This window comes from Pseudomonas sp. TWRC1-2 (assembly GCF_049896685.1).
GTDB lineage: Bacteria > Pseudomonadota > Gammaproteobacteria > Pseudomonadales > Pseudomonadaceae > Aquipseudomonas.
Window position 1 is genome coordinate 236,569 of the sequence record NZ_JAFCUU010000006.1, and the last position, 22,307, is coordinate 258,875.

A 22,307-nucleotide genomic window follows, 5' to 3' on the forward strand; every position below is an offset into this window, starting at 1 on the left:
TAGTTTAGGGCGCCTGAGTTTTTGCCAATTCTATTGAGGCCCTCGCTATGACCACGTCCACTGCAATTGCCCGACTCAACGCTGCCGACCCGGATTTCGCCCATCATCTGGATCATCTGCTGAGCTGGGAAAGCGTGTCCGACGACTCGGTCAACCAGCGGGTGCTCGACATCATCAAGGCCGTGCGCGAGCGCGGTGATGCAGCGCTGGTGGACTTCACCCGTCAGTTCGACGGCCTCGACGTCGCGTCGATGTCCGATCTGATCCTGCCGCGCGAACGCCTTGAGCTGGCGCTGACGCGCATCACCGCGCCGCAGCGTGAAGCCCTGGAAGTCGCAGCGGCACGCGTACGCAGCTACCACGAAAAACAGAAACAGGATTCCTGGAGCTACACCGAGGCCGACGGCACTGTGCTGGGCCAGAAGGTCACGCCGCTGGACCGCGCTGGGCTGTACGTGCCGGGCGGTAAAGCCTCGTACCCGTCGTCGGTGTTGATGAACGCTATCCCGGCCAAAGTGGCGGGCGTGACCGAAGTGGTCATGGTCGTGCCAACGCCGCGCGGCGAAATCAACGAGCTGGTGCTGGCTGCCGCGTGCATCGCCGGGGTTGACCGCGTGTTCACCATCGGCGGCGCTCAAGCTGTCGCGGCCCTGGCCTATGGCACCGAAAGCGTGCCGAAGGTCGACAAAGTGGTCGGCCCAGGCAACATCTATGTCGCCACCGCCAAGCGGCACGTGTTCGGCCAGGTCGGTATCGACATGATTGCCGGCCCTTCGGAAATCCTGGTGGTGTGTGACGGCCAGACCGACCCGGACTGGATCGCCATGGACCTGTTCTCCCAGGCCGAGCATGACGAGGATGCCCAGGCGATCCTCGTCAGCCCCGATGCCGAGTTCCTCGACAGGGTCGCCGCCAGCATCGACAAGCTGCTGCCGACCATGGAACGCGCCGAGATCATCGAGAAGTCGATCAATGGCCGTGGCGCGCTGATCCTGGTGCGCGACATGGCGCAGGCCATTGAGGTGGCCAACCGCATCGCGCCGGAGCACCTGGAGTTGTCCGTGGCCGACCCACAAGCCTGGCTGCCGTCGATTCGCCACGCTGGCGCGATCTTCATGGGCCGCCACACCAGTGAAGCCCTGGGCGACTACTGCGCCGGCCCGAACCACGTGCTGCCGACCTCCGGCACCGCGCGTTTCTCGTCGCCGCTCGGCGTGTATGACTTCCAGAAGCGCTCCTCGATCATCTTCTGCTCGCCACAAGGCGCTTCCGAGCTGGGCAAGACCGCCTCGGTACTGGCCCGCGGTGAATCGCTGAGCGCGCACGCTCGCAGCGCCGAATATCGCATCCTTGAAGACAAGAAGGGGAACTGAGACATGAGCAAATTCTGGAGCCCCTTCGTCAAGAACCTGGTGCCGTACGTGCCCGGCGAGCAACCCAAGCTGACCAAGCTGGTCAAGCTCAACACCAACGAGAACCCCTACGGCCCATCGCCCAAGGCGCTCGCGGCGATGCAGGCCGAGTTGAACGACAACTTGCGCCTGTACCCAGACCCCAACAGCGACCTGCTCAAGCAGGCGGTGGCCAGGTATTACGGAATCGACGCCGGCAAGGTCTTTCTCGGCAACGGTTCCGATGAAGTCCTGGCGCACATCTTCCACGGTCTGCTCCAGCACGATTTACCGCTGCTGTTTCCGGACATCAGCTACAGCTTCTATCCGGTTTACTGCGGCCTGTATGGCATCAAGTCCGACCCGGTGCCGCTGGACGAGCAGTTCCAGATTCGTGTGGCCGACTACGCCAAGCCCAATGGCGGGATCATCTTCCCCAACCCGAACGCGCCCACCGGCTGCGTGCTGGCGCTGGACGCGGTGGAGCAAATCGTCAAGGCCAGCCCGGATTCGGTAGTGGTCGTCGATGAAGCCTATATCGACTTTGGCGGCGAAACCGCTATCAGCCTGGTGGACCGTTACCCGAACCTGCTGGTGACTCAGACCCTGTCCAAGTCGCGCTCATTGGCCGGTTTGCGTGTGGGCCTGGCCGTGGGCCACCCGGACCTGATCGAGGCGCTGGAGCGGGTCAAGAACAGCTTCAACTCCTACCCGCTGGATCGCCTGGCGATTGTCGGCGCGGCGGCGGCGTTCGACGACCGTGAATATTTCGAGAAGACCTGCAAACAGGTGATCGACAGCCGCGACAAGGTGGTCGCGCAGTTGCAAGCCAAGGGCTTTGAAGTGTTGCCATCGGCGGCCAACTTCATCTTTGCTCGTCACCCACGGCACGACGCTGCCGGCCTGGCAGCCAAGTTGCGTGAGCAAGGGGTGATTGTGCGGCACTTCAAACAGGAGCGGATTGCCCAGTTCCTGCGGATCAGCATCGGTACGCCGGAGCAGAACCAGGCGCTGATTGATGCATTGGGCGAGCTCTAAGCCACACTGAAGATAAAAAAATGTGGGAGCTGGCTTGCTCGCGAATGCAGTGGTTCAGTCACTGATGTGCTCAATGACACACTGCATTCGCGAGCAAGCCCGCTCCCACATTCGTTTTGCGTTGGCAGTTAGAGCAACGGCTCATCCGGCTTCTTGTTCTTCCAGCCATCATTGCCCGGCAGCAGCAGGTTCAAACCAATCGCTACCACCGCGCACAGGGCAATGCCCTTGAGGCCGAAATCATCCGGACCGGTGCCGGTGCCGACCAGCACACCGCCAATCCCGAACACCAGGGTCACCGACACAATCACCAGATTGCGCGCCTCGCCGAGGTCGATCTTGTGGCGGATCAGCGTGTTCATGCCCACCGCCGCAATCGAGCCGAACAGCAGGCACAGAATGCCGCCCATCACCGGCACCGGGATGCTCTGCAGCAGTGCGCCGAACTTGCCGATAAACGCCAGGCTGATGGCAAATACCGCCGCCCAGGTCATGATTTTCGGGTTGTAGTTCTTGGTCAGCATCACCGCGCCGGTCACTTCGGCGTAGGTGGTGTTCGGCGGGCCGCCAAACAGGCCGGCGGCCGTGGTGGCAATGCCGTCACCCAACAGCGTGCGATGCAGGCCAGGTTTCTTCAGGTAGTCGCGACCGGTCACGCTGCCCACCGCGATCACACCGCCGATATGCTCGATCGCCGGGGCCAGGGCCACCGGGACGATGAACAGAATCGCCTGCCAGTTGAACTCCGGCGCGGTGAAGTGGGGCAGGGCGAACCAGGGTGCAGCGGCGATCTTCGCCGTGTCGACCACACCAAAGTAGAACGACATGGCAAAGCCCACCAGCACACCGGTAATGATCGGCACCAGGCGGAATATGCCTTTGCCGAACACCGCCACGATCAACGTGGTCAGCAGCGCTGGCATCGAGATCAGCATCGCCGTCTGGTAATGGATCAGCTCGCTGCCATCGCCGGCTTTGCCCATCGCCATGTTGGCGGCAATCGGGGCCATGGCCAGGCCGATGGAAATGATCACCGGGCCGATGACCACGGGCGGCAGCAGCCGGTCGATAAAGCCGGTGCCTTTGACCTTCACAGCCAGGCCGAGGAAGGTATAAACGAAACCGGCCGCCATCACCCCACCCATGGTCGCCGCGAGGCCGAACTGGCCCTTGGCGAGAATGATCGGGGTGATAAACGCAAAACTCGATGCCAGGAATACCGGCACCTGCCGCCCTGTCACCACCTGGAACAGCAACGTGCCCAGGCCAGCGGTAAACAGTGCGACGTTTGGATCAAGACCTGTGATCAGCGGCATCAACACCAACGCGCCAAATGCTACGAAGAGCATCTGTGCGCCAGACAGGATCTGGCGCCAAAGCGGGTCGTTGAAATCATCCTGCATGCTCACGCGTCCTTCTGCTTGGTGCCGAAGATCTTGTCACCGGCATCGCCCAGGCCTGGAATGATGTAGCCGTGTTCGTTCAGGCGCTCATCGATGGACGCGGTGTAGATCTGCACGTCCGGATGGGCCTTCTCGACGGCAGCAATGCCTTCGGGCGCAGCCACCAGCACCATGGCGCGGATGTCTTTGCAGCCGGCTTTTTTCAGCAGGTCGATGGTGGCGACCATGGAACTGCCGGTGGCGAGCATCGGGTCGATGATCATCGCCAGGCGCTCGTTGATTTCCGGAACGAGTTTTTCCAGGTAGGTGTGGGCCTGCAAGGTTTCCTCATTACGGGCCACGCCGACGGCGCTGACTTTGGCGCCCGGGATCAGGCTGAGGACGCCTTCAAGCATGCCGATACCGGCGCGCAGGATTGGCACCACGGTGATTTTCTTACCGGCAATTTTCTCGACCTGGACGGGGCCGGCCCAACCAGGAATCTCGTAGGTTTCCAGGGGCAAATCTTTGGTTGCTTCGTAAGTGAGCAGCGCTCCGACTTCCTGAGCAAGCTCACGGAAGTTCTTCGTGCTAATGTCGGCACGGCGCATAAGGCCGAGTTTGTGTCTGATCAGCGGGTGGCGGATCTCGCGAGTGGGCATGGGAAAAGCTCCGGCGGCGGGCAAAAAAACCGGCCTAGATTAATCTATCCGAGGGTGTTGTCCTATAGACATCTAGTACGTTAGTCCATTAAGGCTTGAACGTTGCGCCTCACATGCGTACCTTTGCCCGCTTTTCTTGCCACAGCACCCCCTTGGAGAGCGCCATGTCCGCTGATCTCGAGCATATCCGTCAAATCATGCACGAGGCTGACTGCCTGTACACCGAAGCGCAAGTCGAAGAGGCGATCGCCAAGGTCGGCGCGCACATCACCCGCGAAATGGCTGACACCAACCCGGTGGTCTTCTGCGTGATGAACGGTGGCCTGATCTTCGCCGGCAAATTGCTGACTCACCTGCAATTCCCGCTGGAAGCCTCCTACCTGCACGCCACCCGTTATCGCAACGAAACCAGCGGCGGCGACCTGTTCTGGAAAGCCAAGCCGGAAGTCTCGTTCATCGACCGCGACGTGCTGATCATCGACGACATCCTTGATGAAGGGCACACCCTGGGCGCGATCATCGACTTCTGCAAACACGCCGGCGCGCGCAAAGTGCACACCGCCGTGCTGATCGACAAAGACCATGACCGCAAGGCACGCCCGGACCTGAAAGCCGATTACGTCGGTCTGCCATGCATCGACCGCTACATTTTCGGTTACGGCATGGACTACAAAGGCTACTGGCGTAATGCCAATGGGATCTTCGCCGTCAAAGGGATGTAAGCCATGGTCCGCTTTCTTGATCAGACACTGTTCAGCGAACTGGCCGAGAAAGCGGCCGCCAGCCCCCGTGGCCGGCACCATCATAACTTTCATCAGATGGAGGAGCCTTGCCATCGCCTGGCCGTCGGCATGCAACCCGACACCTATGTGCCGCCGCATCGGCACCTGAGTGCGGACAAGGCAGAGACCCTGATGGTGCTCAAGGGCACCCTGGGCCTGCTGGTTTTCAGCGAAACCGGTGAGGTGATCGCCAAGCGCGTCCTGCAGGCGGGCGGCGAGTGTGCCGGTGTCGACCTGCCGCCCGGTGTATTTCACGGCTTGGTGGTGCTGGAGCCCGACAGCGTGTTGTTTGAATGCAAGGCCGGGCCGTATCGACCCGTAGGCGAGGGCGAGTTGGCTGACTGGGCGCCACACGAAGGCGATGCCGGCGTTGCCGAGTATCGACGCTGGATGCTCGCCCAGTTCGATTGAGCTACAGTGCTCGGCCATCTCTCTCGGAGCCGCCCATGAGCCTGTTGATCCGCACCTGCGCCGTCCTGGCGTTGACCTTCAGTTTGCCGTTGGCGGCGGCTCCGGCACCGATGCACAGCCAATTCCTGCCGCCGGACGACCTGACTGCGCGCGCCGAAACCCCCGACCAGCAGCAACTGCTGCAAATCACCGAATACGCGGTGGTGGTCGGCAATCAGCGTCAATCGACCCAGCAGCCGATCCCTGTGACGTCGCCGCTGATGATTCGCCTCAAGGGCAAATCCTTGAACAAAGGCGCGACCATCGCCCAGGTGGTGCTCAATTTTGATGCCGAAAGCAAAAGCCTGAAAAAGCCGGTGTTCGATGAGAGCAGTAAGACCCTGACCTTGTCTTACCCGGTGGCCCAGTACCGCGTGATCGTTGACCTGCTGCGCAACGACACGGTGTATGTGCAGTTCCTCAGCTATGCCAACGGGCACATTTGGGCGGACCTGCACACCGGCGCCCTTCGCGCTAAATAGTGAGACCGCAGGTATCTACATAACTGCTGGCGAACACAAAATCTGTAGCAGGCGAGCTTTTGTGGTGAGTGGGGCAAGCCCGCTTACCACAGGGGATGTGGCGGCCTTTTATGCTGCGATGGTGGCGGGTCAGTGGGCCCAACTGTCACTAATGCACCGCCATCGCAGGCAAGCCAGCTCCCACATAGGTTCTTGGTCGCTTCCGAAGCGTGTGTGCCGCAGGTAAACTGCGTTTCCCGTGTAAATGTCTGCAGGCTGGAGTCGGTAATGCGTAAAGATAAGAAACAGGTGATTGGTGACGAGATTGGCGACGACCAGATCAAGTTGTTCCTGGACTTCGAGCCGGTTGACGCGACTTCACCGTCCCTGCACAAACTGATCAAAGCCTACCGTGGCTTGCGTATCGACGACTTCGCGCGGTTCCTGGGCTTTTTCAAGGAAGCGGGCCTGGATCTGGATGGCAAGGACGAGCATGGCCAGACCTTCGTTGACCTGATCAAGGATCAGCGCAACGCCGATGAGTACATCGAGTTGATCAACGCCGCTCGCAGCTGAGTGCCCGAGACCTAAAAAAACGCCCCATTCTCATGCCGAGAGCGGGGCGTTTTTTATTGCGTCAACGCCTTATGCGTAGCTTTCGGCTTCGTTGCTTTGCTCAACCAGTTCCAGGCTGATGTTGTTCTGCGTATTGATCTTGCGATACAGCTCGGCATCGGTCTCCAGGACTTTTTCGCGCGCCGGGAAGATCTCGTGCAGTTTGGCCGCCCACTCGCCCGCAGCCTTTTGCGGGAAGCAGCGCTCGATCAGTTCCAGCATGATCGACACGGTCACCGAAGCACCTGGAGACGCGCCCAGCAGGGCGGCCAACGAGCCGTCTTTGGCCGCAACCAGCTCGGTGCCAAATTGCAGCACGCCGCCTTTTTTCGGGTCTTTCTTGATGATCTGCACCCGTTGGCCGGCGACTTCCAGGCGCCAGTCTTCGGCTTTCGCCTCAGGGTAGAAGCGGCGCAGGGATTCCAGGCGTTGCTCCATGGATTGGCGCACTTCGCTGACCAGGTACTTGGTCAGGTCCATGTTGTCGCGAGCCACGGCCAGCATCGGGCCGATGTTGCCGGCGCGAATCGACATTGGCAGGTCCAGGAACGAGCCGTGCTTGAGGAACTTGGTGGTAAAACCGGCGTATGGCCCGAACAGCAGGGATTTCTTGCCATCGACCACACGGGTGTCCAGGTGCGGCACGGACATCGGCGGCGAACCCACGGCGGCCTGGCTGTAGACCTTGGCCTGGTGGTGCTTGACCACCTCCGGGTTGTCGCAACGCAGCCACTGGCCGCTGACCGGGAAGCCGCCGAAGCCTTTGCTTTCCTCGATGCCCGAGGCTTGCAGCAGCGGCAGGGCCGCGCCACCGGCGCCGAGGAACACGAACTTGGCGTCGACTTCACGGCTGTTGCCGCTGTTGACGTCCTTGATGCTCACGGTCCAGCCCGCGCCGTTGCGCTTGAGGCCAGTGACGCGCTTGCAGTACTTGACCTGCGCATCCGGTGCGCTGGTCAGGTGCGACAGCAGTTGATTGGTCAGGGCACCGAAGTTGACGTCGGTGCCATTCATCACGCGGGTGGCAGCGATTTTTTCGTCGAGCGGGCGGCCCGGCATCATCAGCGGCATCCACTCGGCCATCTCGCTGCGGTCTTCGGTGTAGTGCATGTCCGAGAACGCGTGGTGCTGGCTGAGGGTTTCAAAGCGCTTCTTGAGGAAGGACACGCCTTTGTCGCCCTGCACGAAGCTCAGGTGCGGCACCGGGCTGATGAAGGATTTGGACGAGCCAAAGGTGCCTTTTTTGGTCAGGTACGCCCAGAACTGCTTCGACACCTCGAACTGGGTGTTGATGTGCACGGCTTTCTTGATGTCGATGGAGCCATCGGCGGCCTGCGGCGTGTAGTTCAGCTCACACAGCCCGGCGTGACCGGTACCGGCGTTGTTCCACGGGTTGGAACTTTCCGCGGCACCCGAATCCATCAGCTCAACGACTTCCAGCTTGAGGCCGGGGTCGAGCTCTTTGAGCAGTACGGCCAGGGTGGCACTCATGATGCCGGCCCCTACCAGTACTACGTCGACTGCTTCGTTATGCGCCATTTAACGCGTCTCCAAAATCTGCAGCACCAAATTGACGGCATGGCTGCCAGGAGTGACGGGGCGGTTCACGTGTTGCCCCAGGTTACCCATGGCCAGGATCGCCATGTCCGATTCGCAATTCTTTGCAACTTCAGCACACGCTTCCTGCCGGCTAATCTGCCTATGAACGCATTCATAGGCGCCTGTGGCAATTCGACTTATGGTCAAAGCGTGCGATTTGTGCAACCAATCCGTAGCGGACAGGCTCAAACTCCGGTGTTTGAGGAGTGCTCGGTCCTGTGTGGTTGGGCTGTTCCAGACGCTGATGGTGCTTGTACAAACGCCAAACTATTCATTTGCTCGCCACACTCTTGTGAAGTTGTGAAAACCCGTTTTTTCACGCTCTTTTGAAGACGTGAACCTCAAAAAAGGGCTGCCCCAGCCTGGCACCTGGCCCGCAAACCTCTGCCGACACGCGGCAAAACGGGCAAACAACTCAAGTGGCCGAGCGCAATGGCAGCTCTGGCAGATTCGGTAAGGCGGGTGGGTTGCAAAGAAACAGCAAGCGCGCCAGCTTCACTCGATCTGTGTGGGCGGCTCTCTGTGGGCGATTGTTGGGTTAATACCGAGGCATTAACGATGCTGCGAGGCCCGATCAGGAGACGTCCTTATAATCGGGGGGAGATTGTAGCGAAGAACGCCGGGGAAATGGGCGTGTTTTATGACTTTTATTCGTGTCTTGGTCAGGAGGCCAACGCATGCCGCGGTTGTGCGTGCGTAACCTTCGGGCTGACCCGCGCGCTTGCCGGTAGCGGGCGGTGCATCCAGCCCAGGTGAGTCTCCGACACTTCTACCCAACCTTCGCCGACAGGCGGCAGGCTGCACTGCTTGAACGCCAGGCAATGGCCGTGCGCATCAAGCAGCGCATAGTGGCGATGACGGGTGTGTTGCATGAACAATGACTTGAGAAGGCGCATGGCTTTGTACCTGTTGCGTTACATGCTTGAAGGTTGCCAGTGTGGCATGACATTGGAATGACGGATTTATGCGAAATTGTAATTTGAGCATGCCTTCAGCTGCCGTTCAGGATGGCTGGTGAGTGGCGCGCATGCACCGTTATACTGGCGCCCTGTTTGCATCTAGTCCTGGAGAAATGAGTATGTTGCAACGCCTGTTGTTCGGTTTGATCACTGTGACCAGTTTGACCCTGGTTGGCTGCGCCAACAGCCCGCAACAACTCAGCCCGCAACCTAAAGTCACCGCGCAGCTGGCGCCTGTCGGTCACGGCCAGCCGGTATCGGTGCGTGTAGTGGACGGTCGTCCGTCGCCGACGCTGGGTTCGCGTGGCGGGCTGTACCCTGAGACCGCGCTTATTTCGGTCACCGGTCAAGACGTGCTGCCCAAGCTGCAGGCCCAGGCCGAAGCCGCCGTGCGCCTGTTGGGCTTCACACCCGCCAACTCGCCGGGCGCGCCTCAGCTGACCATCACCCTGGCCGAACTGAAATACCAGTCGCCCAAAGAAGGCTTGTACGTGACTGAAGCTTCCATTGGCGCGACGTTCAAGTCCGACGTCAGTGCTGGCACCCGTCGCTACAGTGGCCGCTACGGCGCATCGCTGAATCAGCGTTTCGGCATGTCGCCCAACCAGGAGACCAACACCAAGCTGGTCAGCGACGTCCTCAGCGACGCCCTGACTCGCCTGTTCAAAGACCCAAGCATCGGCCAACTGCTCAGCGCGCAGTAACCCTGCATAAAAAAACCGGGCTCAGCGATGAGCCCGGTTTTTTTACGTCTGTCGCTTTCATGCCGCGGTTTCGACATAAAAGTCCAGCACACTCACGCCGGTGAGCAGGTCCAGCTCCGGCAGGTCGGCGTGCTGGTGCCCGCCCAGCGCGCAATACACCAGCCAGTGGCGATCCTGGACATTGAAGGCCAGTGCGCCAACCAGCGCCTCTTGCTCATCGTTTGGGGCGATCAAATACAGCCGATCCTGGTTTTGCGCATGCAGCATGACAAGCTCCCGGATGTTCGAAGGGCAACAGAGTGGCTTGTTAAGGTGACGTTCAGGTGACGCTGTAAATTAATGGATACATTAATCGTACTTGGGGGACGGAACGTTTCAGCGGCAGGAGGCCGATATCACTCAGGTTTGTATCTGAATTGATACCAGCACACTGTACGACTGAGGTTTGCGATGGCGCTGCCTGCACTGCTGATCAATGTTGTGGCTCTACTGGTGGCCTGCCCAGGCGCAGCGCTGCTGTTCATTACCCGTTTGCGCGAGCAGCGCGCACTGGCCGATCTGACCGCGCAAAGCGAAGATCGCGCGATTGACCAGCCGATGTTGTTTCTGGATGTGCGCACCGAACGGGCGCATCGTCTGGCTTACCGCGTCGGGTTTGCCTGCCTTGGGCTGGCGCTGGCCACGTCCTGGCTCAGCACCCACCTCTAAAAAACACCACAAAACAAATGTGGGAGCGGGCTTGCCCGCGAATGCAGGGTCTGAGTCGATACATGCTTGACTGAACCACCGCTTTCGCGAGCAAGCCCGCTCCCACATTTTGCTTCGGTGTTTACAGTGGAATTCCGGCTTTAACCCGATATTGATTCCTCACCGGCGTCGCGTACTGCACCACCAGGTACGGGCGATGCTCGGCCGGGCACTCACTCAAGCGCCGCTCCCACTCCGCTTGCGCCTTGGCCAGCTCATCGGCCGGGAACACCTCGGCCGCCGTCGGTACCTTCAATTGCGGGTCGGCGTCGCTCCACTGCGCGTACGCCAGGTAATGCACCGGGAACAGGCGATAGCCGCCGAGAATCTGCCGGTCCATTTCCACCGCCAGCAGCTTGGTGTCCTCGAAACGCTCGGTGATCGGCGGCGCAAAATTCACATGCACACGGCCCTTGTAGCCGGTGATGCCCAGAGCGATGCTCACATCATCCTCGCCCGGCGCCTTGCTGTAGGTGCCGGTGGTGGCGCGGATATACAGTTCACGGGCCTTGGCCGTGTCGCAGGGGTCGTATTCGTAGCTGATCGACACCGGCGTCAGGTTCAGCGACTGGATCACCTCGGCAAACGGCTCATCCTTGCGGCTGACGTGAAACATCTTGAGGATCGCCGATTCGGTGCGATCATCGCCATCCTTGGCGCGGCCTTCGGCCTGGGCGATCCAGATCGACTGACAGTCGTTGCGGATCGAATGGTTGATGTACGCCGACAGCAGGTTGTACGCCGCCATTTTTTCCTTTCGCCCGGTGATCGAGCGGTGCACGATGAAGCTCTTGTTCAGGCGCATCAGGTCGCTGACAAACGGCTTTTGCAGCAGGTTGTCGCCAATGGCAATGCGCGGCGTCGGCAGGCCGGCGTGGTACACGGCGTAGTTGACGAAGGCGGGGTCCATCACGATGTCGCGGTGGTTGGCCAGAAACAGGTAGGCGGTGCCCGACTTAAGCTGTTCGACGCCGGTATAGGTAACGCCATCGGTTGCGCGGTCAATGGTGTGGTCGACGTAATATTCGACTTTGTCCTGCAGCGTGGCCACGGTGGTGACACCGGCGAACTCGCGGCGCAGCTTGCGGGCGATCATCGGCTTGAGCAGCCAGCCCAGGGCGCCGGCAAAGCGCGGGAAGCGGAAGTGGGTCAGGATGTCCAGAAAGGCCTTGTCACTGAACAGACGTGCCAGCACTGCCGGGACTTCGCTGTCGTTGTAAGGTCGGATGGTATCGAATTCGCCCATCATGCTCTCTTGTTAGAAACGGCTAGTGTAAGTAAAGGAAGTATCAGGGTGCGGCCGTAATATTGGCTCTGCCGTGAATAGCCCTGTAAATAGACCGGCGATTATACGCACAAGTCACCTGGGAGACCGCGATGCTGGAAACCGAGTCGTACGATTGTCCTTATTGTGGTGAGCCGGCTGAGGCCGTGCTGGACCTTTCCGGCGGCGATCAGTCATACATTGAAGACTGCCCGGTGTGTTGCCGGCCGATAATCTTTGATCTGCAGGTACACGGTGACGAATGGATGCTCACGGTCCGCAGCGAAAACGAGTAACAGGTACGCCCATGCAGCGAATCTATGAACCGGAAAACCTGATGGAAGGCGAGTTGCTGCAACAAATGCTCGCCAGCGAGGGGATCGAGGCGCACCTGGTGGGGCGCCATTTACTCGGTGGTACCGGCGAATTGCCGATTTTCGGCCTGCTGGGCCTGGAGGTAGACAACGACCAGGCCGTTTACGCCCGTGAGCTGATTACGGCCTACATCGGCGCGCAACCGCTGCCTGGCGACGAACCCGACAGCTTTCCCGACGTATTGGTCTGTTAGGCTGTCGGTCGGTTTACCCAAGAGTCGTGTTGCCCCATGTGTGGACGTTATGCCCTGTTTCGCTGGAACCCTACGTTTGCTGCCTTGCCGGGATTCCCGGCCGACCAGCAGGCGCAGTGGAACATCTCCCCGAATGATTCGGTGCTGATTCAGCGCTTGAGCGAAGGCCAGCGCACCCTGGCGCGCGCGCGCTGGGGCCTGACGCCGCCCTGGCTGACTGACCTTTCCCGCACCCCGGCCCACGCCCGCGCCGAAACCCTGGCCGAACAGCCGATGTTCCGCGAAGCCTTTCGCCAGCGCCGCTGCCTGCTGCCCGCCAACGGGTTTTACGAATGGCGCGGCACCCAGCGCAAGCGCCCGTACTGGCTGACGCCGGGCGAGGGCTCGACCCTGTTTTTTGCGGCGATCTGGGAAGCGTATCCGGTGCAGGAGCAGGTGTGGCTGAGCACCGCGGTGGTGACCCAGGCGGCGCAGAGTCAGCGGCGGCCGTTGATTCTGGATGCGGCGGGGCAGGAGGCGTGGCTGGATCCACAAACGCCGTTGCCTGTGTTGCAGGGTTTGCTGGCCAGTGAGCCGGCTGCGTTGCGCGAGCGGGTGTTGGCCAATATGGTCAATGATCCGAAGCTGAATGGGCCGGAGTGCCTGACCCCGGGTTGAGGTTGGAGCCACTGGCCCCTTCGCAGGCAAGCCAGCTCCCACATTTGACGGTATTCACCCATCCAAATGTGGGAGCTGGCTTGCCTGCGATGGCGGCCTCAAACCCGCCACAAATCCCTAAACCTTAAACTGATTGATCAAGCGCCGCTGCTGCTCCGCCAGCTTGGTCAACTCCGCACTGGCTGCGCTCGATTCATCCGCGCCGCCCGCCACTTCATTGGCCACCTGGCCGATATTGATCACATTGCGATTGATGTCCTCGGCCACCGCGCTCTGCTCCTCGGCGGCGCTGGCGATCTGGGTGTTCATGTCGTTGATCACCGACACCGCCTGAGTAATTGTCTCCAGCGCCTCGGCCGCCTTCGCCGCATGCTGCACGCTTTCATCGGTGCGGTTCTGGCTGTCTTCCATCACCTTCACCACATCGCGCGTGCCTTGTTGCAACTGCTGGATCATGGTCTGGATTTCTTCGGTGGCCTTCTGCGTCTTCTGTGCCAGGTTACGCACTTCATCGGCCACCACCGCGAAACCACGGCCTTGCTCGCCGGCCCGCGCTGCCTCGATGGCGGCGTTGAGGGCCAGCAGGTTGGTCTGCTCGGCAATCCCGCGAATCGCTGTGAGGATCGCGTTGATGTTCTCGCTGTCCTTGGCCAGGGTTTGCACCACGTCCACCGCTTTACCGATTTCCTGCGCCAATGCGCCGATAGACGTTGAGGTGTCGCGCACGATGCGCATGCCCTGGCTTGCGGCCTGGTCAGCGTGGCTGGCGGCTTGCGCGGCCTGGGTGGCGTTGCGCGCCACGTCCTGGGCGGTGGCCGTCATCTCATGCACGGCGGTGGCCACCTGGTCGATCTCGACCATCTGTTTGTGCACGCCCTGGTTGGTGCGAATGGCGATGTCGGCGGTGTGCTCCGACGAATCGCTGACCTTCTGCACCGAACTCACCACCTGGGTGATCATGCCCTGCAGCTTGATCAGGAAGGTATTGAAGCCAGTGGCAATCGCGCCCAGTTCGTCGGCGCGGTCACTGGTCAGGCGGCGCGTCAGGTCGCCTTCGCCCTGTGCGATGTCATTGAGCATGGCCACCATTTGCTTGAGTGGGCGGGCGATGCCGTGGCCCACCAGCCAGATCACCAGCAAACCGATGCCGGCAATCAACAGGCCCACCATGGCCATGCCGAAGGTGTCGGTCTTGCGCTGGGCTTGCAGGTCGCTTTGCAGTTTTTGCGAATCGGCCATCACCGCGCTCAGTGGCAGTTGCAGCATCAACGTCCAGCGTGCGTCGGCCTGGCCGATGTTGAAGGGCAGGAACAGCTCGATGTGCCCGTGTTCCTTGTCGATGTCGTAGCGCACTTCGCCGACTTTCAACTGGCCGAGATTGGCCAGCTCGTTGCTGTCGAGCAAGTCAGTGGCTTTTTCGCCCAGCTTGCTCGCGTCCTTGGTGTAGGCCACCAGGCGACCATTGTTGGAAATCAGCGCCATTTCGCCAGCGCCGTTGTAGAGGTTCTGGTCGGCGCGGGTGAGCATGTCCTGGATGAAGTTCACCGACAGGTCGGCGCCGACGATGCCCTGGAAGGTACCGTCGATCATGATCGGTTCGATAAACGAGGCCAGCATTACCATCGCATTGCCGACCTTGTAAGGCGCAGGGTCGATGGCGCAGGGCTTCTTGCTTTCTTTGGAGCACAGGTAGTACTCACTGGCGCGCACGCCGGTGGCGAGGATGTTCTGGTCGTTGACGTCGGCGAGTTTATCCAGGCCCAGGCTGCCATCGGCGTTGCGGTACCACCACGGCAGGAAGCGCCCGTCGGCGGCCATGCCGACGATCGGCGTATTCACGTAGGCGGCGTCGTTGTGGTCGATCGCATTGGGCTCCCAGCCGATATAGGCGCCGAGGATTTTCGGGTTGCGCACCACGGTTTCGTGCAGCAGGTTGATCAGTTGTTCGCGGCCCACTTGCAAGGCCGGTTCGCCCTTGGCGTCTTTCATGCCGAGCAGGGCGTTGGCTGTGGCCAGGCCTTTGGCGGTCACCAATGGCGCTTCCAATTCACGCTGGATCAACGTGGCCTGGGTTTGCGCCAGGGCGGTGAGCCGTTGCTCTATGATCTGCTCGAACTGCGCCTGGGTGCGTTGCTGCACCAGTTCCTGGGTGCGCGCGCCGGCGAACACCGCGTAAAGCACCAGGACAGCGACCACACTCAGCACAATGGCGCCGGTCAGTGCTGCGACAGAAAACTGAATCGACTTGAATTTCATGAACGCTCCGGGCGCAAGGGCAGGTGGGCTGCCTTTGTGTATCGGCCACGGGCTCGGGAGGCTTAAGGCTTGGCGGGCGAAATAGTGCCGAATGTCGCAAATGGACTGGTGGCCGCCGCTGTGGGTATGTGGGATGTATCTGAAAGTTAGCGGTTACACGTCTGTTGTATCTGGCGCCGATACACATGAGCGCCTAGGATACGCGCCATGTTTTCAGGGAGCGTGTTCATGAAGAAGTCATTGGCGGTAAGTGGTTTGGTTGCGGCAATGCTGCTGGCGGGTTGCCAGTCGGTAAACACCACCAGCGGCGGCGCCGTCGGGGTAGAGCGCAAGCAGTACATGTTCAGCATGTTGTCGAGTCAGGAAGTCGACCAGATGTATGCCCAGTCCTACCAGCAGACGCTGGGTGAGGCGAGCGGCAAAGGCATGCTCGACAAGACCAGTGCCAACGCCAAGCGCGTGCAGGCCATCGCCAATCGACTGATCGCCCAGGCGCCGACCTTTCGCCCGGATGCGGCGCAGTGGAAGTGGGAAGTGAACCTGATCAAAAGCGATGAGATGAACGCCAATTGCGGGCCTGGCGGCAAGATCTTTGTGTACAGCGCGTTGATCGACAACCTCAAGCTCACCGATGACGAACTGGCCGCGGTGATGGGCCATGAAATCGCTCACGCCTTGCGCGAACATGGCCGTGAAGCCATGTCCAAGGCCTACGGCATCGAGATGGCCAAGCAGGGCGCCGGTGCCTTGTTCGGCCTGGGCCAGGACAGCCTGGCGCTGGCCGATACGGTGGCCAACTACGGCATGACGCTGCCCAACAGCCGCGCCAATGAAAACGAAGCCGACCTGATCGGCCTGGAACTCTCGGCCCGAGCCGGCTACAACCCGAACGCGGCCATCACGTTGTGGAACAAGATGGCCAAGGCTTCGGAAGGTGCGCCGCCGGAGTTCATGAGCACACACCCGGCCTCCGACAGCCGAATCGCCTCGTTGCAGGCGGCGATTCCGAAAGTAATGCCGCTTTACCAGCAGGCCAAAAAATCCTGAGTTAACGCGGACCCATGTGGGAGCTGGCTTGCCTGCGATGCAGGCGGCTCGGTCATTCAGAAATACCGAGTTGATGCTATCGCAGGCAAGTCAGCGCTCACATCGGATTGGGGTTACAGGTCTAGATCCAGCCGCTGCTTTGCATGGCCTTGTACACCGCCACCACCGCCAGAACGAAGAACGCCGTAGCCGCCAGTCGACGAATCAAGGTCAACGGCAGTTTTTCCGCGGCAAAATTCCCCGCCAGAACCACCGGCACGTTGGCAATCAGCATGCCCAGGGTGGTGCCGATAATCACTAGCCACAGCTCAGGGTATTGCGCGGCCAGCATCACCGTGGCGATCTGCGTCTTGTCACCGATTTCGGCGAGGAAGAACGCAATCAGCGTGGTCAGGAACGGCCCGAATTTACGCGTGGTACTGGCTTCGTCGTCGTCAAGTTTGTCCGGCACCAGGGTCCACAGCGCCGTGGCGCAGAAGCTCGCGGCGAGGATCCAGTGCAACACCGCATCCGAGAAGAAGCTGCCGAACCAGGCCCCCACGGCACCGGCGGCCGCATGGTTGGCCAGGGTCGCGGCGACGATGCCGGCGATGATGGGCCAGGGCTTGCGGAAGCGAGCAGCAAGGATGAGCGCGAGCAGTTGCGTCTTGTCGCCGATTTCGGCCAGGGCAACGATTGCGGTAGGAACGAGTAATGAATCCAGCATCAGGTAAGTTTCCAGGGGCGGGTCGACACGGCTATGACACGTACAGCCTTCCCGCCCCGGGTAAGGTGTGCGTGTCATAGGTCTTGTCAAACCCCGGTCCGTCTGTGCGGACTCCTGGGTCGCATACGCCATGGTCTGCTGACCAAGTATGTTGACGTATGCCGGACGAGCATGGCGCTCGTGGGAGACTACTCCCCTAGGACGGAGCGGATTCTGCCTAGGCAAAACCCATTCGGCAAGCCTTCTTTTTCAAAAAGCCATCAGCCGCGTTTGGCACGATAAATGCGAAAACCATTGCCTTCGGCCTTGATTGCACACACGCCCAAGTGCTCTTCGATCAGCGGTTGGTACTTGAGGAAACTGTTGGCCACCAAGCGCAGTTCGCCGCCTTTTGCGAGGTGTTTCGCCGCTTTTCGCAGCAAGTTTTCCGTGGCGAAATAGTCAGTGTGCACGCCGACATGGAACGGCGGGTTGCTCAAAATCGCGTTTAAACCCATCGGCGCGGCGTCGATGCCGTCACCGGTCAACACCTCGGCTTCCAGGCCATTGGCCGCCAAGGTCAGGCGGCTGCTGGCGGCGGCGAACGCATCCACGTCAAGCATTGTCACCGTGTTGTGCGGGTAGCGACGCTTGACCGCAGCGCCCAGCACGCCCGCGCCGCAGCCAAAGTCGAGCAAGTGCCCGCTGGGCAGCTTGTCCAGGTGTGCAAGCAACAGCTCGGTGCCGCGATCCAGGCGACCGTGGCTGAACACGCCCGGCAGGCTCATAACCTTGAGCGGTCCTTCGGCCAGCGGCACGTCAAACACCTGCGCCAGGCTTTCCAGTTCGACCGCTTGCGGGGCATTGGCCACGGTGACCTGCCACAGCTGGCAGTGTCGCGCGTTGTCGAGCTTGCGGGGCTTGCCGAACGGAATCATCTGCTTGGCGGCGCTTTCGATACCGCCTTTTTTCTCGCCGACCAGAAACAGCTCGGCGCCAGGCAGGCGTGCGGCCACGGCGTTGAGCAGGTAGTCGGTGAGGTCCTTGGACTTGGGCAGGAAAATCACCGCCGCATCAAAATCGCGCTCGGGCGCGTTTACGCCGAAATGGCTGCGCTCGGGGAAGCGCGCATCGAGCGCCGCCTGGTCGCCGGCATGCCAGCTCCAGCCGTGGGCATTGGGCAGGCGGCCGAGCAAATCGTCGGCGGGCAAACCTACCAGCAGCAGGTTGCCTTGAAAAAGTTCGGCCTGACGAAGCAGTACTTCACTGCGCGGATCCATGGTCTGCTCCTTGAAAAGGGGCGCAGTTTATCAACTGACGACGCGCAGCGGGGTGCCGTTGAAAAAGCCGCGGGCGTTTTCCGCCAGTTGGCCAACGATGCGCTGCCGCGCTTCGCGACTGCCCCAGGCGTTGTGGGGCGTCACGATCAAGCGAGGAATGTCGCCGGCCAGCAGCGGGTTGCCATTGACCGGTGGCTCCACGCTCAGCACATCGGTGGCCGCACCGCCCAGATGGCCGCTGCGCAACGCATCCGCCAGGGCTTGTTCGTTGATCAAGCCACCGCGTGCGGTGTTGACGATAAACGCGCCGGGCTTGAGCAGTGCCAATTCGCGGGCGCCGATAAAGTCGCGGGTGTGTTCATTGAGCGGGCAGTGCAGGGTCAGCGCGTCGACTTGCGCGAGCAGTTCATCCAGGGGCACGCGGTCAGCGCGGGCAGGGCGGCCCGGAATCGCGCCGAGCACCACGCGCATGCCGAAGGCTTCGGCCAGGCGCGCGACGGCGCTGCCCAGTTCGCCATGGCCGAGCAGGCCGAGGGTTTTGCCCTCCAGCTCGACAATCGGGTAGTCCAGCAGGCAGAACTGCTTGGCTTGTTGCCATTTGCCCGCGCTGACGTCGCGTTGGTAGTCGTTCAGGCGTGTCGCCAGATTCAGCAACAGCATGATCGTGTGCTGCGCCACCGACGGCGTACCGTAGCCCTGGCAGTTGCTCACCGTAATGCCATGGGCGCGGGCGGCGGCGAGGTCGACGTTGTTGGTGCCGGTGGCCGAGACCAGGATCAGCTTGAGTTCGGGGCAGGCTTGCAGCGTTTCGGTATTCAGCGCGATCTTGTTGCTGATGACCACTTGGGCGCCTTGCAGGCGCTCGACCACATTCTGCGGCGTGGTGTGCGCGTAAAGTTGCAGGTCGCTGAAGCTGTTGCGCAATTCGCTGAGGTCCAGGTCCCCAAGGTCCAGGGACGGGTGATCAAGGAAGACGGCGCGGCGATTGTTCGTCATCAACTGTACCTTTTGCGACAGGGTTCGAAGGCGTAATCTGCCGAGCCTATCAGATGAAATAATCAGTTACTTAATGGAGTGAGCATGTACGCCGCCGAGTTTTTGACCGTAGCCTTGATTCACTTATTGGCGGTGGCCAGCCCCGGCCCGGATTTCGCTGTTGTGGTGCGCGAGAGTGTGACCCATGGCCGTCGCGCCGGCACCTGGACCGCGCTGGGGGTGGGCTCGGCGATTTTCCTGCACGTGGGCTACTCGCTGCTGGGGATCGGTTTGATCGTGTCGCAGTCCATCGTGCTGTTTAACGCGCTGAAGTGGGCGGCGGCGGCGTACTTGCTGTACATCGGTTTCAAAGCGTTGCGCGCGCAGCCGGCCAAGCCGGTTGCCGAGGGTGAGTTGCAGCCTGAAGTGGGTGAGCGCACTCCGCGCGCGGCGTTTACTGCGGGGTTTGTGACCAATGGTTTGAACCCCAAGGCCACGCTGTTTTTTCTGTCGCTGTTTACGGTGGTGATCAACCCGCACACGCCGCTGGCGATCCAGGCTGGATACGGTGTGTACCTGGCGGTGGCGACGGCGTTGTGGTTTTGCCTGGTGGCTATGTTGTTCAGTCAGCAGCGGGTACGCGCGGGATTTGCGAGGATGGGGCATTGGTTTGATCGGACCATGGGGGCGGTTTTGATTGCGATTGGTGTGAAGCTTGCGTTTACGAGTATGAAGTGAGGGGTGGGGTTTGGTTTGTGCTGTGGGAGGGGGGGACATATCCGTTGCTGCGGTAACGGCGGCTGGTGGTTCCGCTCTTACAGCGGGTCACTTTTGGCAAACGCCCCAAAAGTAACCAAAAGGTCTTTGCCCCACCACTCGGCACCTCGCCTAGGCTCGGCATTCCCTCACTCCGGCTTGAATCCGTGGGCCGCCGCGACGGGCCATCCATGGCCCAACGCGGCTAACCCGGCGTCCTGCCGGGTTACCCACGGATTCAAGCCTGCGTTCGGCCAGCGTGGTTGACGGGGCCTGTCAGATCAAAATCAAGATCAAAAGCAGAGCACGGCGGCCTAGTAGCCGACCTGAGTGGTTGAAGCAAAAGCAGGGCAACAGCACAGCAACACACCTCTATCTGATGCACTGAGCTCCAAATGTGGGAGCGGGCTTGCCCGCGAATGCGGTGGATCAGTCAGCTCATGTGTCACTGGCACACCGCCTTCGCGAGCAAGCCCGCTCCCAAAAGTTGACCGAGTTCAGCTGCCAGCATCACAGTGCTTTTGCTTTTCTGTGGGAGCTGGCTTGCCTGCGATGCAGGCACCGCGGTCTATCAGGTACACCGGGTTGATGCCATCGCAGGCAAGCCAGCTCCCACATTTGATTGAGTTCAGCTTCCAGAATCAGGTCGGCTGTCAGGCCGCCTCGCTTTCGCTTTTGATCTAACCACTCAGGTCGGCTACTAGGCCGCCGTGCTCTGCTTTTGATCTTGATCTGCTTTTGACTTTGATCTTAGGCGCCCCGTTAAACCACGCTGGCCGAACGCAGGCTTGAATCCGTGGGTAACCCGGCAGGACGCCGGGTTAGCCGTGTTGGGCCATGGATGGCCCGTCACGGCGGCCCACGGATTCAAGCCGGAGTGAGGGCACACCGAGCCTAAGCGAGGTGCCGAGTGGTGGGGCAAGAGCCTTTTGGTTACTTTTGGGCTCTTTTCAAAAGTGACCCGCTGTAAGAGCGGAACCCATACCCGCCATCACCCAAATAACGGATATGCCCCCAAAGCCCAAAGCCCAAAGCCCAAAGCCCAACCCCAAAGCCCAGTCAGTTAGCCAACCGCGCCCCGCTAAGGCTCCCACTCAACTCATACGCCACCAATTCCGCCTGATGCGCCGCCAGAATCTCGGGCAACGACCCGCGCAGATATTCAACCCACGTCTTGATCTTCGCATCCAGGTACTGGCGCGACGGGTAGATGGCATACAAGTTCAGCTCTTGCGAACGGTAGTTAGGCATCACCCGCACCAGCGTGCCGTTACGCAACCCCTCGATAGCCGCATACACCGGCAACAAACCCACGCCCATGCCACTGGTGATCGCCGTTTTCATCGCGTCCGCCGAATTGACCAGAAACGGCGACGTATTGATCGCCACACTTTCCTGGCCTTCCGGCCCGTTGAAGGTCCATTTATCCAGCTGGATCACCGGGCTCACCAACCGCAGGCACGCATGGTTGAGCAAATCCTGCGGCCGTTGTGCGCAGCCCTTGGTCTTGACGTAATCCGGCGACGCACACGCGATGCTGTAGGTAATGCCCAGCCGCTGGGACACAAACCCCGAGTCCGGCAATTCACTGGCCAGCACGATCGACACGTCGTAGCCCTCATCGAGCAAGTCCGGCACGCGGTTGGCCAGGGTCAGGTCGAATGTCACGTCGGGATGCGTACGGCGGTAGCGGGCAATGGCGTCAATCACGAAATGCTGGCCGATCCCGGTCATGGTGTGCACTTTCAACTGCCCGGCCGGCCGCGCGTGCGCGTCGCTGGCTTCGGCTTCGGCTTCTTCCACGTAGGCGAGGATCTGCTCGCAACGCAGCAAATAGCGTTTACCGGCTTCGGTCAGTGCGATGCGGCGGGTGGTGCGGTTGAGCAAGCGGGTTTGCAGATGGGCTTCCAGGTTGGAGACCGCGCGCGAGACGTTGGCCGTGGTGGTGTCCAGTTGCACGGCGGCGGCGGTGAAGCTGCCAGCTTCGGCCACGCAACTGAACGCGCGCATGTTTTGCAAAGTGTCCATG

The 22,307-nt window shown here is 60.8% G+C and carries 24 protein-coding genes, 1 pseudogene and 1 riboswitch; of the genes and pseudogenes, 13 read left to right on the forward strand and 12 right to left on the reverse strand.

The annotated features are described in order from the left end of the window. Window positions 1-47 precede the first annotated feature (47 nt). Together hisD and hisC are read left to right on the forward strand one after the other, a co-directional pair. Window positions 48-1,373: a histidinol dehydrogenase gene (gene hisD / locus ACP7B3_RS18975; protein WP_426180197.1), complete on the forward strand. Its 1,326-nt coding sequence runs from the start codon at window positions 48-50 to the stop codon at window positions 1,371-1,373. Window positions 1,374-1,376: 3 nt separating this feature from the next. Next, complete coding sequence (gene hisC / locus ACP7B3_RS18980) at window positions 1,377-2,429, forward strand: histidinol-phosphate transaminase (protein ID WP_426180199.1); 1,053 nt, start codon at window positions 1,377-1,379, stop codon at window positions 2,427-2,429. Window positions 2,430-2,557: 128 nt separating this feature from the next. Here hisC and ACP7B3_RS18985 read toward each other — a convergent pair whose 3' ends face one another. Both ACP7B3_RS18985 and upp read right to left on the reverse strand, forming a co-directional pair. Continuing rightward, a complete protein-coding gene (locus tag ACP7B3_RS18985; RefSeq protein ID WP_426180201.1) occupies window positions 2,558-3,832 on the reverse strand; it encodes a uracil-xanthine permease family protein in 1,275 nt (424 codons plus the stop codon). 2 nt (window positions 3,833-3,834) lie between these two features. After that, a complete protein-coding gene (gene upp, locus ACP7B3_RS18990) occupies window positions 3,835-4,473 on the reverse strand; it encodes a uracil phosphoribosyltransferase (RefSeq protein ID WP_017138223.1) in 639 nt (212 codons plus the stop codon). 164 nt (window positions 4,474-4,637) lie between these two features. Between upp and ACP7B3_RS18995 the strand changes: the two genes are divergently transcribed. From ACP7B3_RS18995 to ACP7B3_RS19010, 4 genes are all read left to right on the forward strand, one after another. Continuing rightward, a complete protein-coding gene (locus tag ACP7B3_RS18995) occupies window positions 4,638-5,195 on the forward strand; it encodes a hypoxanthine-guanine phosphoribosyltransferase (RefSeq protein WP_078046900.1) in 558 nt (185 codons plus the stop codon). Between the two features lie 3 nt (window positions 5,196-5,198). Then, entirely contained in the window at window positions 5,199-5,666 is a 468-nt protein-coding gene (locus tag ACP7B3_RS19000; protein WP_426180204.1) for a WbuC family cupin fold metalloprotein, read from the forward strand. Between the two features lie 35 nt (window positions 5,667-5,701). Continuing rightward, complete coding sequence (locus tag ACP7B3_RS19005) at window positions 5,702-6,187, forward strand: hypothetical protein (RefSeq protein ID WP_426180206.1); 486 nt, start codon at window positions 5,702-5,704, stop codon at window positions 6,185-6,187. Window positions 6,188-6,454: 267 nt separating this feature from the next. Then, complete coding sequence (locus ACP7B3_RS19010) at window positions 6,455-6,742, forward strand: PA4642 family protein (RefSeq protein ID WP_145165158.1); 288 nt, start codon at window positions 6,455-6,457, stop codon at window positions 6,740-6,742. A gap of 69 nt (window positions 6,743-6,811) precedes the next feature. On the opposite strand, the gene mqo is transcribed toward ACP7B3_RS19010, so the two are convergent. Further along, a complete protein-coding gene (gene mqo / locus ACP7B3_RS19015) occupies window positions 6,812-8,320 on the reverse strand; it encodes a malate dehydrogenase (quinone) (protein ID WP_106578695.1) in 1,509 nt (502 codons plus the stop codon). A gap of 722 nt (window positions 8,321-9,042) precedes the next feature. Beyond that, complete coding sequence (locus ACP7B3_RS19020; RefSeq protein WP_426180208.1) at window positions 9,043-9,276, reverse strand: hypothetical protein; 234 nt, start codon at window positions 9,274-9,276, stop codon at window positions 9,043-9,045. A gap of 182 nt (window positions 9,277-9,458) precedes the next feature. Here ACP7B3_RS19020 and ACP7B3_RS19025 point away from each other — a divergent pair, with 182 nt between their 5' ends. Next, entirely contained in the window at window positions 9,459-10,043 is a 585-nt protein-coding gene (locus ACP7B3_RS19025) for a YajG family lipoprotein (protein ID WP_064450736.1), read from the forward strand. 57 nt (window positions 10,044-10,100) lie between these two features. On the opposite strand, the gene ACP7B3_RS19030 is transcribed toward ACP7B3_RS19025, so the two are convergent. Further along, on the reverse strand, window positions 10,101-10,310 hold the full coding sequence (locus ACP7B3_RS19030; RefSeq protein ID WP_106578697.1) for a hypothetical protein: 210 nt from the start codon (window positions 10,308-10,310) through the stop codon (window positions 10,101-10,103). A 183-nt stretch (window positions 10,311-10,493) separates the two neighbouring features. Between ACP7B3_RS19030 and ACP7B3_RS19035 the strand changes: the two genes are divergently transcribed. Continuing rightward, window positions 10,494-10,751 (forward strand): hypothetical protein, encoded by a 258-nt coding sequence (locus ACP7B3_RS19035; RefSeq protein ID WP_145165154.1) that lies wholly within the window; start codon window positions 10,494-10,496, stop codon window positions 10,749-10,751. A gap of 121 nt (window positions 10,752-10,872) precedes the next feature. Here the strand turns inward: ACP7B3_RS19035 and ACP7B3_RS19040 are convergent, their stop codons facing one another. Beyond that, window positions 10,873-12,036 carry a 1-acyl-sn-glycerol-3-phosphate acyltransferase gene (locus ACP7B3_RS19040; RefSeq protein WP_426180211.1) on the reverse strand — a complete coding sequence of 388 codons (1,164 nt, stop codon included), beginning with the start codon at window positions 12,034-12,036 and terminating at the stop codon, window positions 10,873-10,875. A 131-nt stretch (window positions 12,037-12,167) separates the two neighbouring features. Here ACP7B3_RS19040 and ACP7B3_RS19045 point away from each other — a divergent pair, with 131 nt between their 5' ends. The 3 genes from ACP7B3_RS19045 to ACP7B3_RS19055 are packed head-to-tail and all read left to right on the forward strand — an operon-like array spanning window position 12,168 to window position 13,279. Beyond that, the gene (locus ACP7B3_RS19045; RefSeq protein WP_145165150.1) at window positions 12,168-12,350 is read left to right on the forward strand and encodes a CPXCG motif-containing cysteine-rich protein; all 183 of its coding nucleotides are present in this window, start codon (window positions 12,168-12,170) and stop codon (window positions 12,348-12,350) included. A gap of 11 nt (window positions 12,351-12,361) precedes the next feature. Continuing rightward, complete coding sequence (locus tag ACP7B3_RS19050; protein ID WP_106578701.1) at window positions 12,362-12,622, forward strand: putative signal transducing protein; 261 nt, start codon at window positions 12,362-12,364, stop codon at window positions 12,620-12,622. Between the two features lie 36 nt (window positions 12,623-12,658). Beyond that, entirely contained in the window at window positions 12,659-13,279 is a 621-nt protein-coding gene (locus tag ACP7B3_RS19055; RefSeq protein WP_262206924.1) for an SOS response-associated peptidase, read from the forward strand. 117 nt (window positions 13,280-13,396) lie between these two features. On the opposite strand, the gene ACP7B3_RS19060 is transcribed toward ACP7B3_RS19055, so the two are convergent. Beyond that, window positions 13,397-14,239 (reverse strand): methyl-accepting chemotaxis protein, encoded by an 843-nt coding sequence (locus ACP7B3_RS19060; RefSeq protein ID WP_426180465.1) that lies wholly within the window; start codon window positions 14,237-14,239, stop codon window positions 13,397-13,399. Window positions 14,240-14,254: 15 nt separating this feature from the next. Then, window positions 14,255-15,535: pseudogene (locus ACP7B3_RS19065) on the reverse strand (HAMP domain-containing protein); the annotation flags it as partial. Window positions 15,536-15,763: 228 nt separating this feature from the next. Between ACP7B3_RS19065 and ACP7B3_RS19070 the strand changes: the two are divergent. After that, the gene (locus ACP7B3_RS19070; protein WP_145165144.1) at window positions 15,764-16,582 is read left to right on the forward strand and encodes a M48 family metallopeptidase; all 819 of its coding nucleotides are present in this window, start codon (window positions 15,764-15,766) and stop codon (window positions 16,580-16,582) included. A gap of 121 nt (window positions 16,583-16,703) precedes the next feature. Here ACP7B3_RS19070 and ACP7B3_RS19075 read toward each other — a convergent pair whose 3' ends face one another. From ACP7B3_RS19075 to ACP7B3_RS19085, 3 genes are all read right to left on the reverse strand, one after another. Continuing rightward, on the reverse strand, window positions 16,704-17,288 hold the full coding sequence (locus ACP7B3_RS19075; protein WP_016974259.1) for a TMEM165/GDT1 family protein: 585 nt from the start codon (window positions 17,286-17,288) through the stop codon (window positions 16,704-16,706). An 88-nt stretch (window positions 17,289-17,376) separates the two neighbouring features. After that, window positions 17,377-17,498, reverse strand: a riboswitch (yybP-ykoY riboswitch). A 50-nt stretch (window positions 17,499-17,548) separates the two neighbouring features. Next, window positions 17,549-18,547: a methyltransferase gene (locus ACP7B3_RS19080; protein WP_426180215.1), complete on the reverse strand. Its 999-nt coding sequence runs from the start codon at window positions 18,545-18,547 to the stop codon at window positions 17,549-17,551. 30 nt (window positions 18,548-18,577) lie between these two features. Beyond that, window positions 18,578-19,543, reverse strand: a complete 966-nt coding sequence (locus ACP7B3_RS19085; RefSeq protein ID WP_124416452.1) for a 2-hydroxyacid dehydrogenase — start codon at window positions 19,541-19,543, stop codon at window positions 18,578-18,580. Window positions 19,544-19,627: 84 nt separating this feature from the next. Here ACP7B3_RS19085 and ACP7B3_RS19090 point away from each other — a divergent pair, with 84 nt between their 5' ends. Next, entirely contained in the window at window positions 19,628-20,260 is a 633-nt protein-coding gene (locus ACP7B3_RS19090) for a LysE family translocator (protein ID WP_145165138.1), read from the forward strand. 1,077 nt (window positions 20,261-21,337) lie between these two features. Here ACP7B3_RS19090 and ACP7B3_RS19095 read toward each other — a convergent pair. Further along, complete coding sequence (locus ACP7B3_RS19095) at window positions 21,338-22,306, reverse strand: LysR family transcriptional regulator (RefSeq protein WP_122719937.1); 969 nt, start codon at window positions 22,304-22,306, stop codon at window positions 21,338-21,340. Between the last annotated feature and the right edge of the window lies 1 nt (window position 22,307).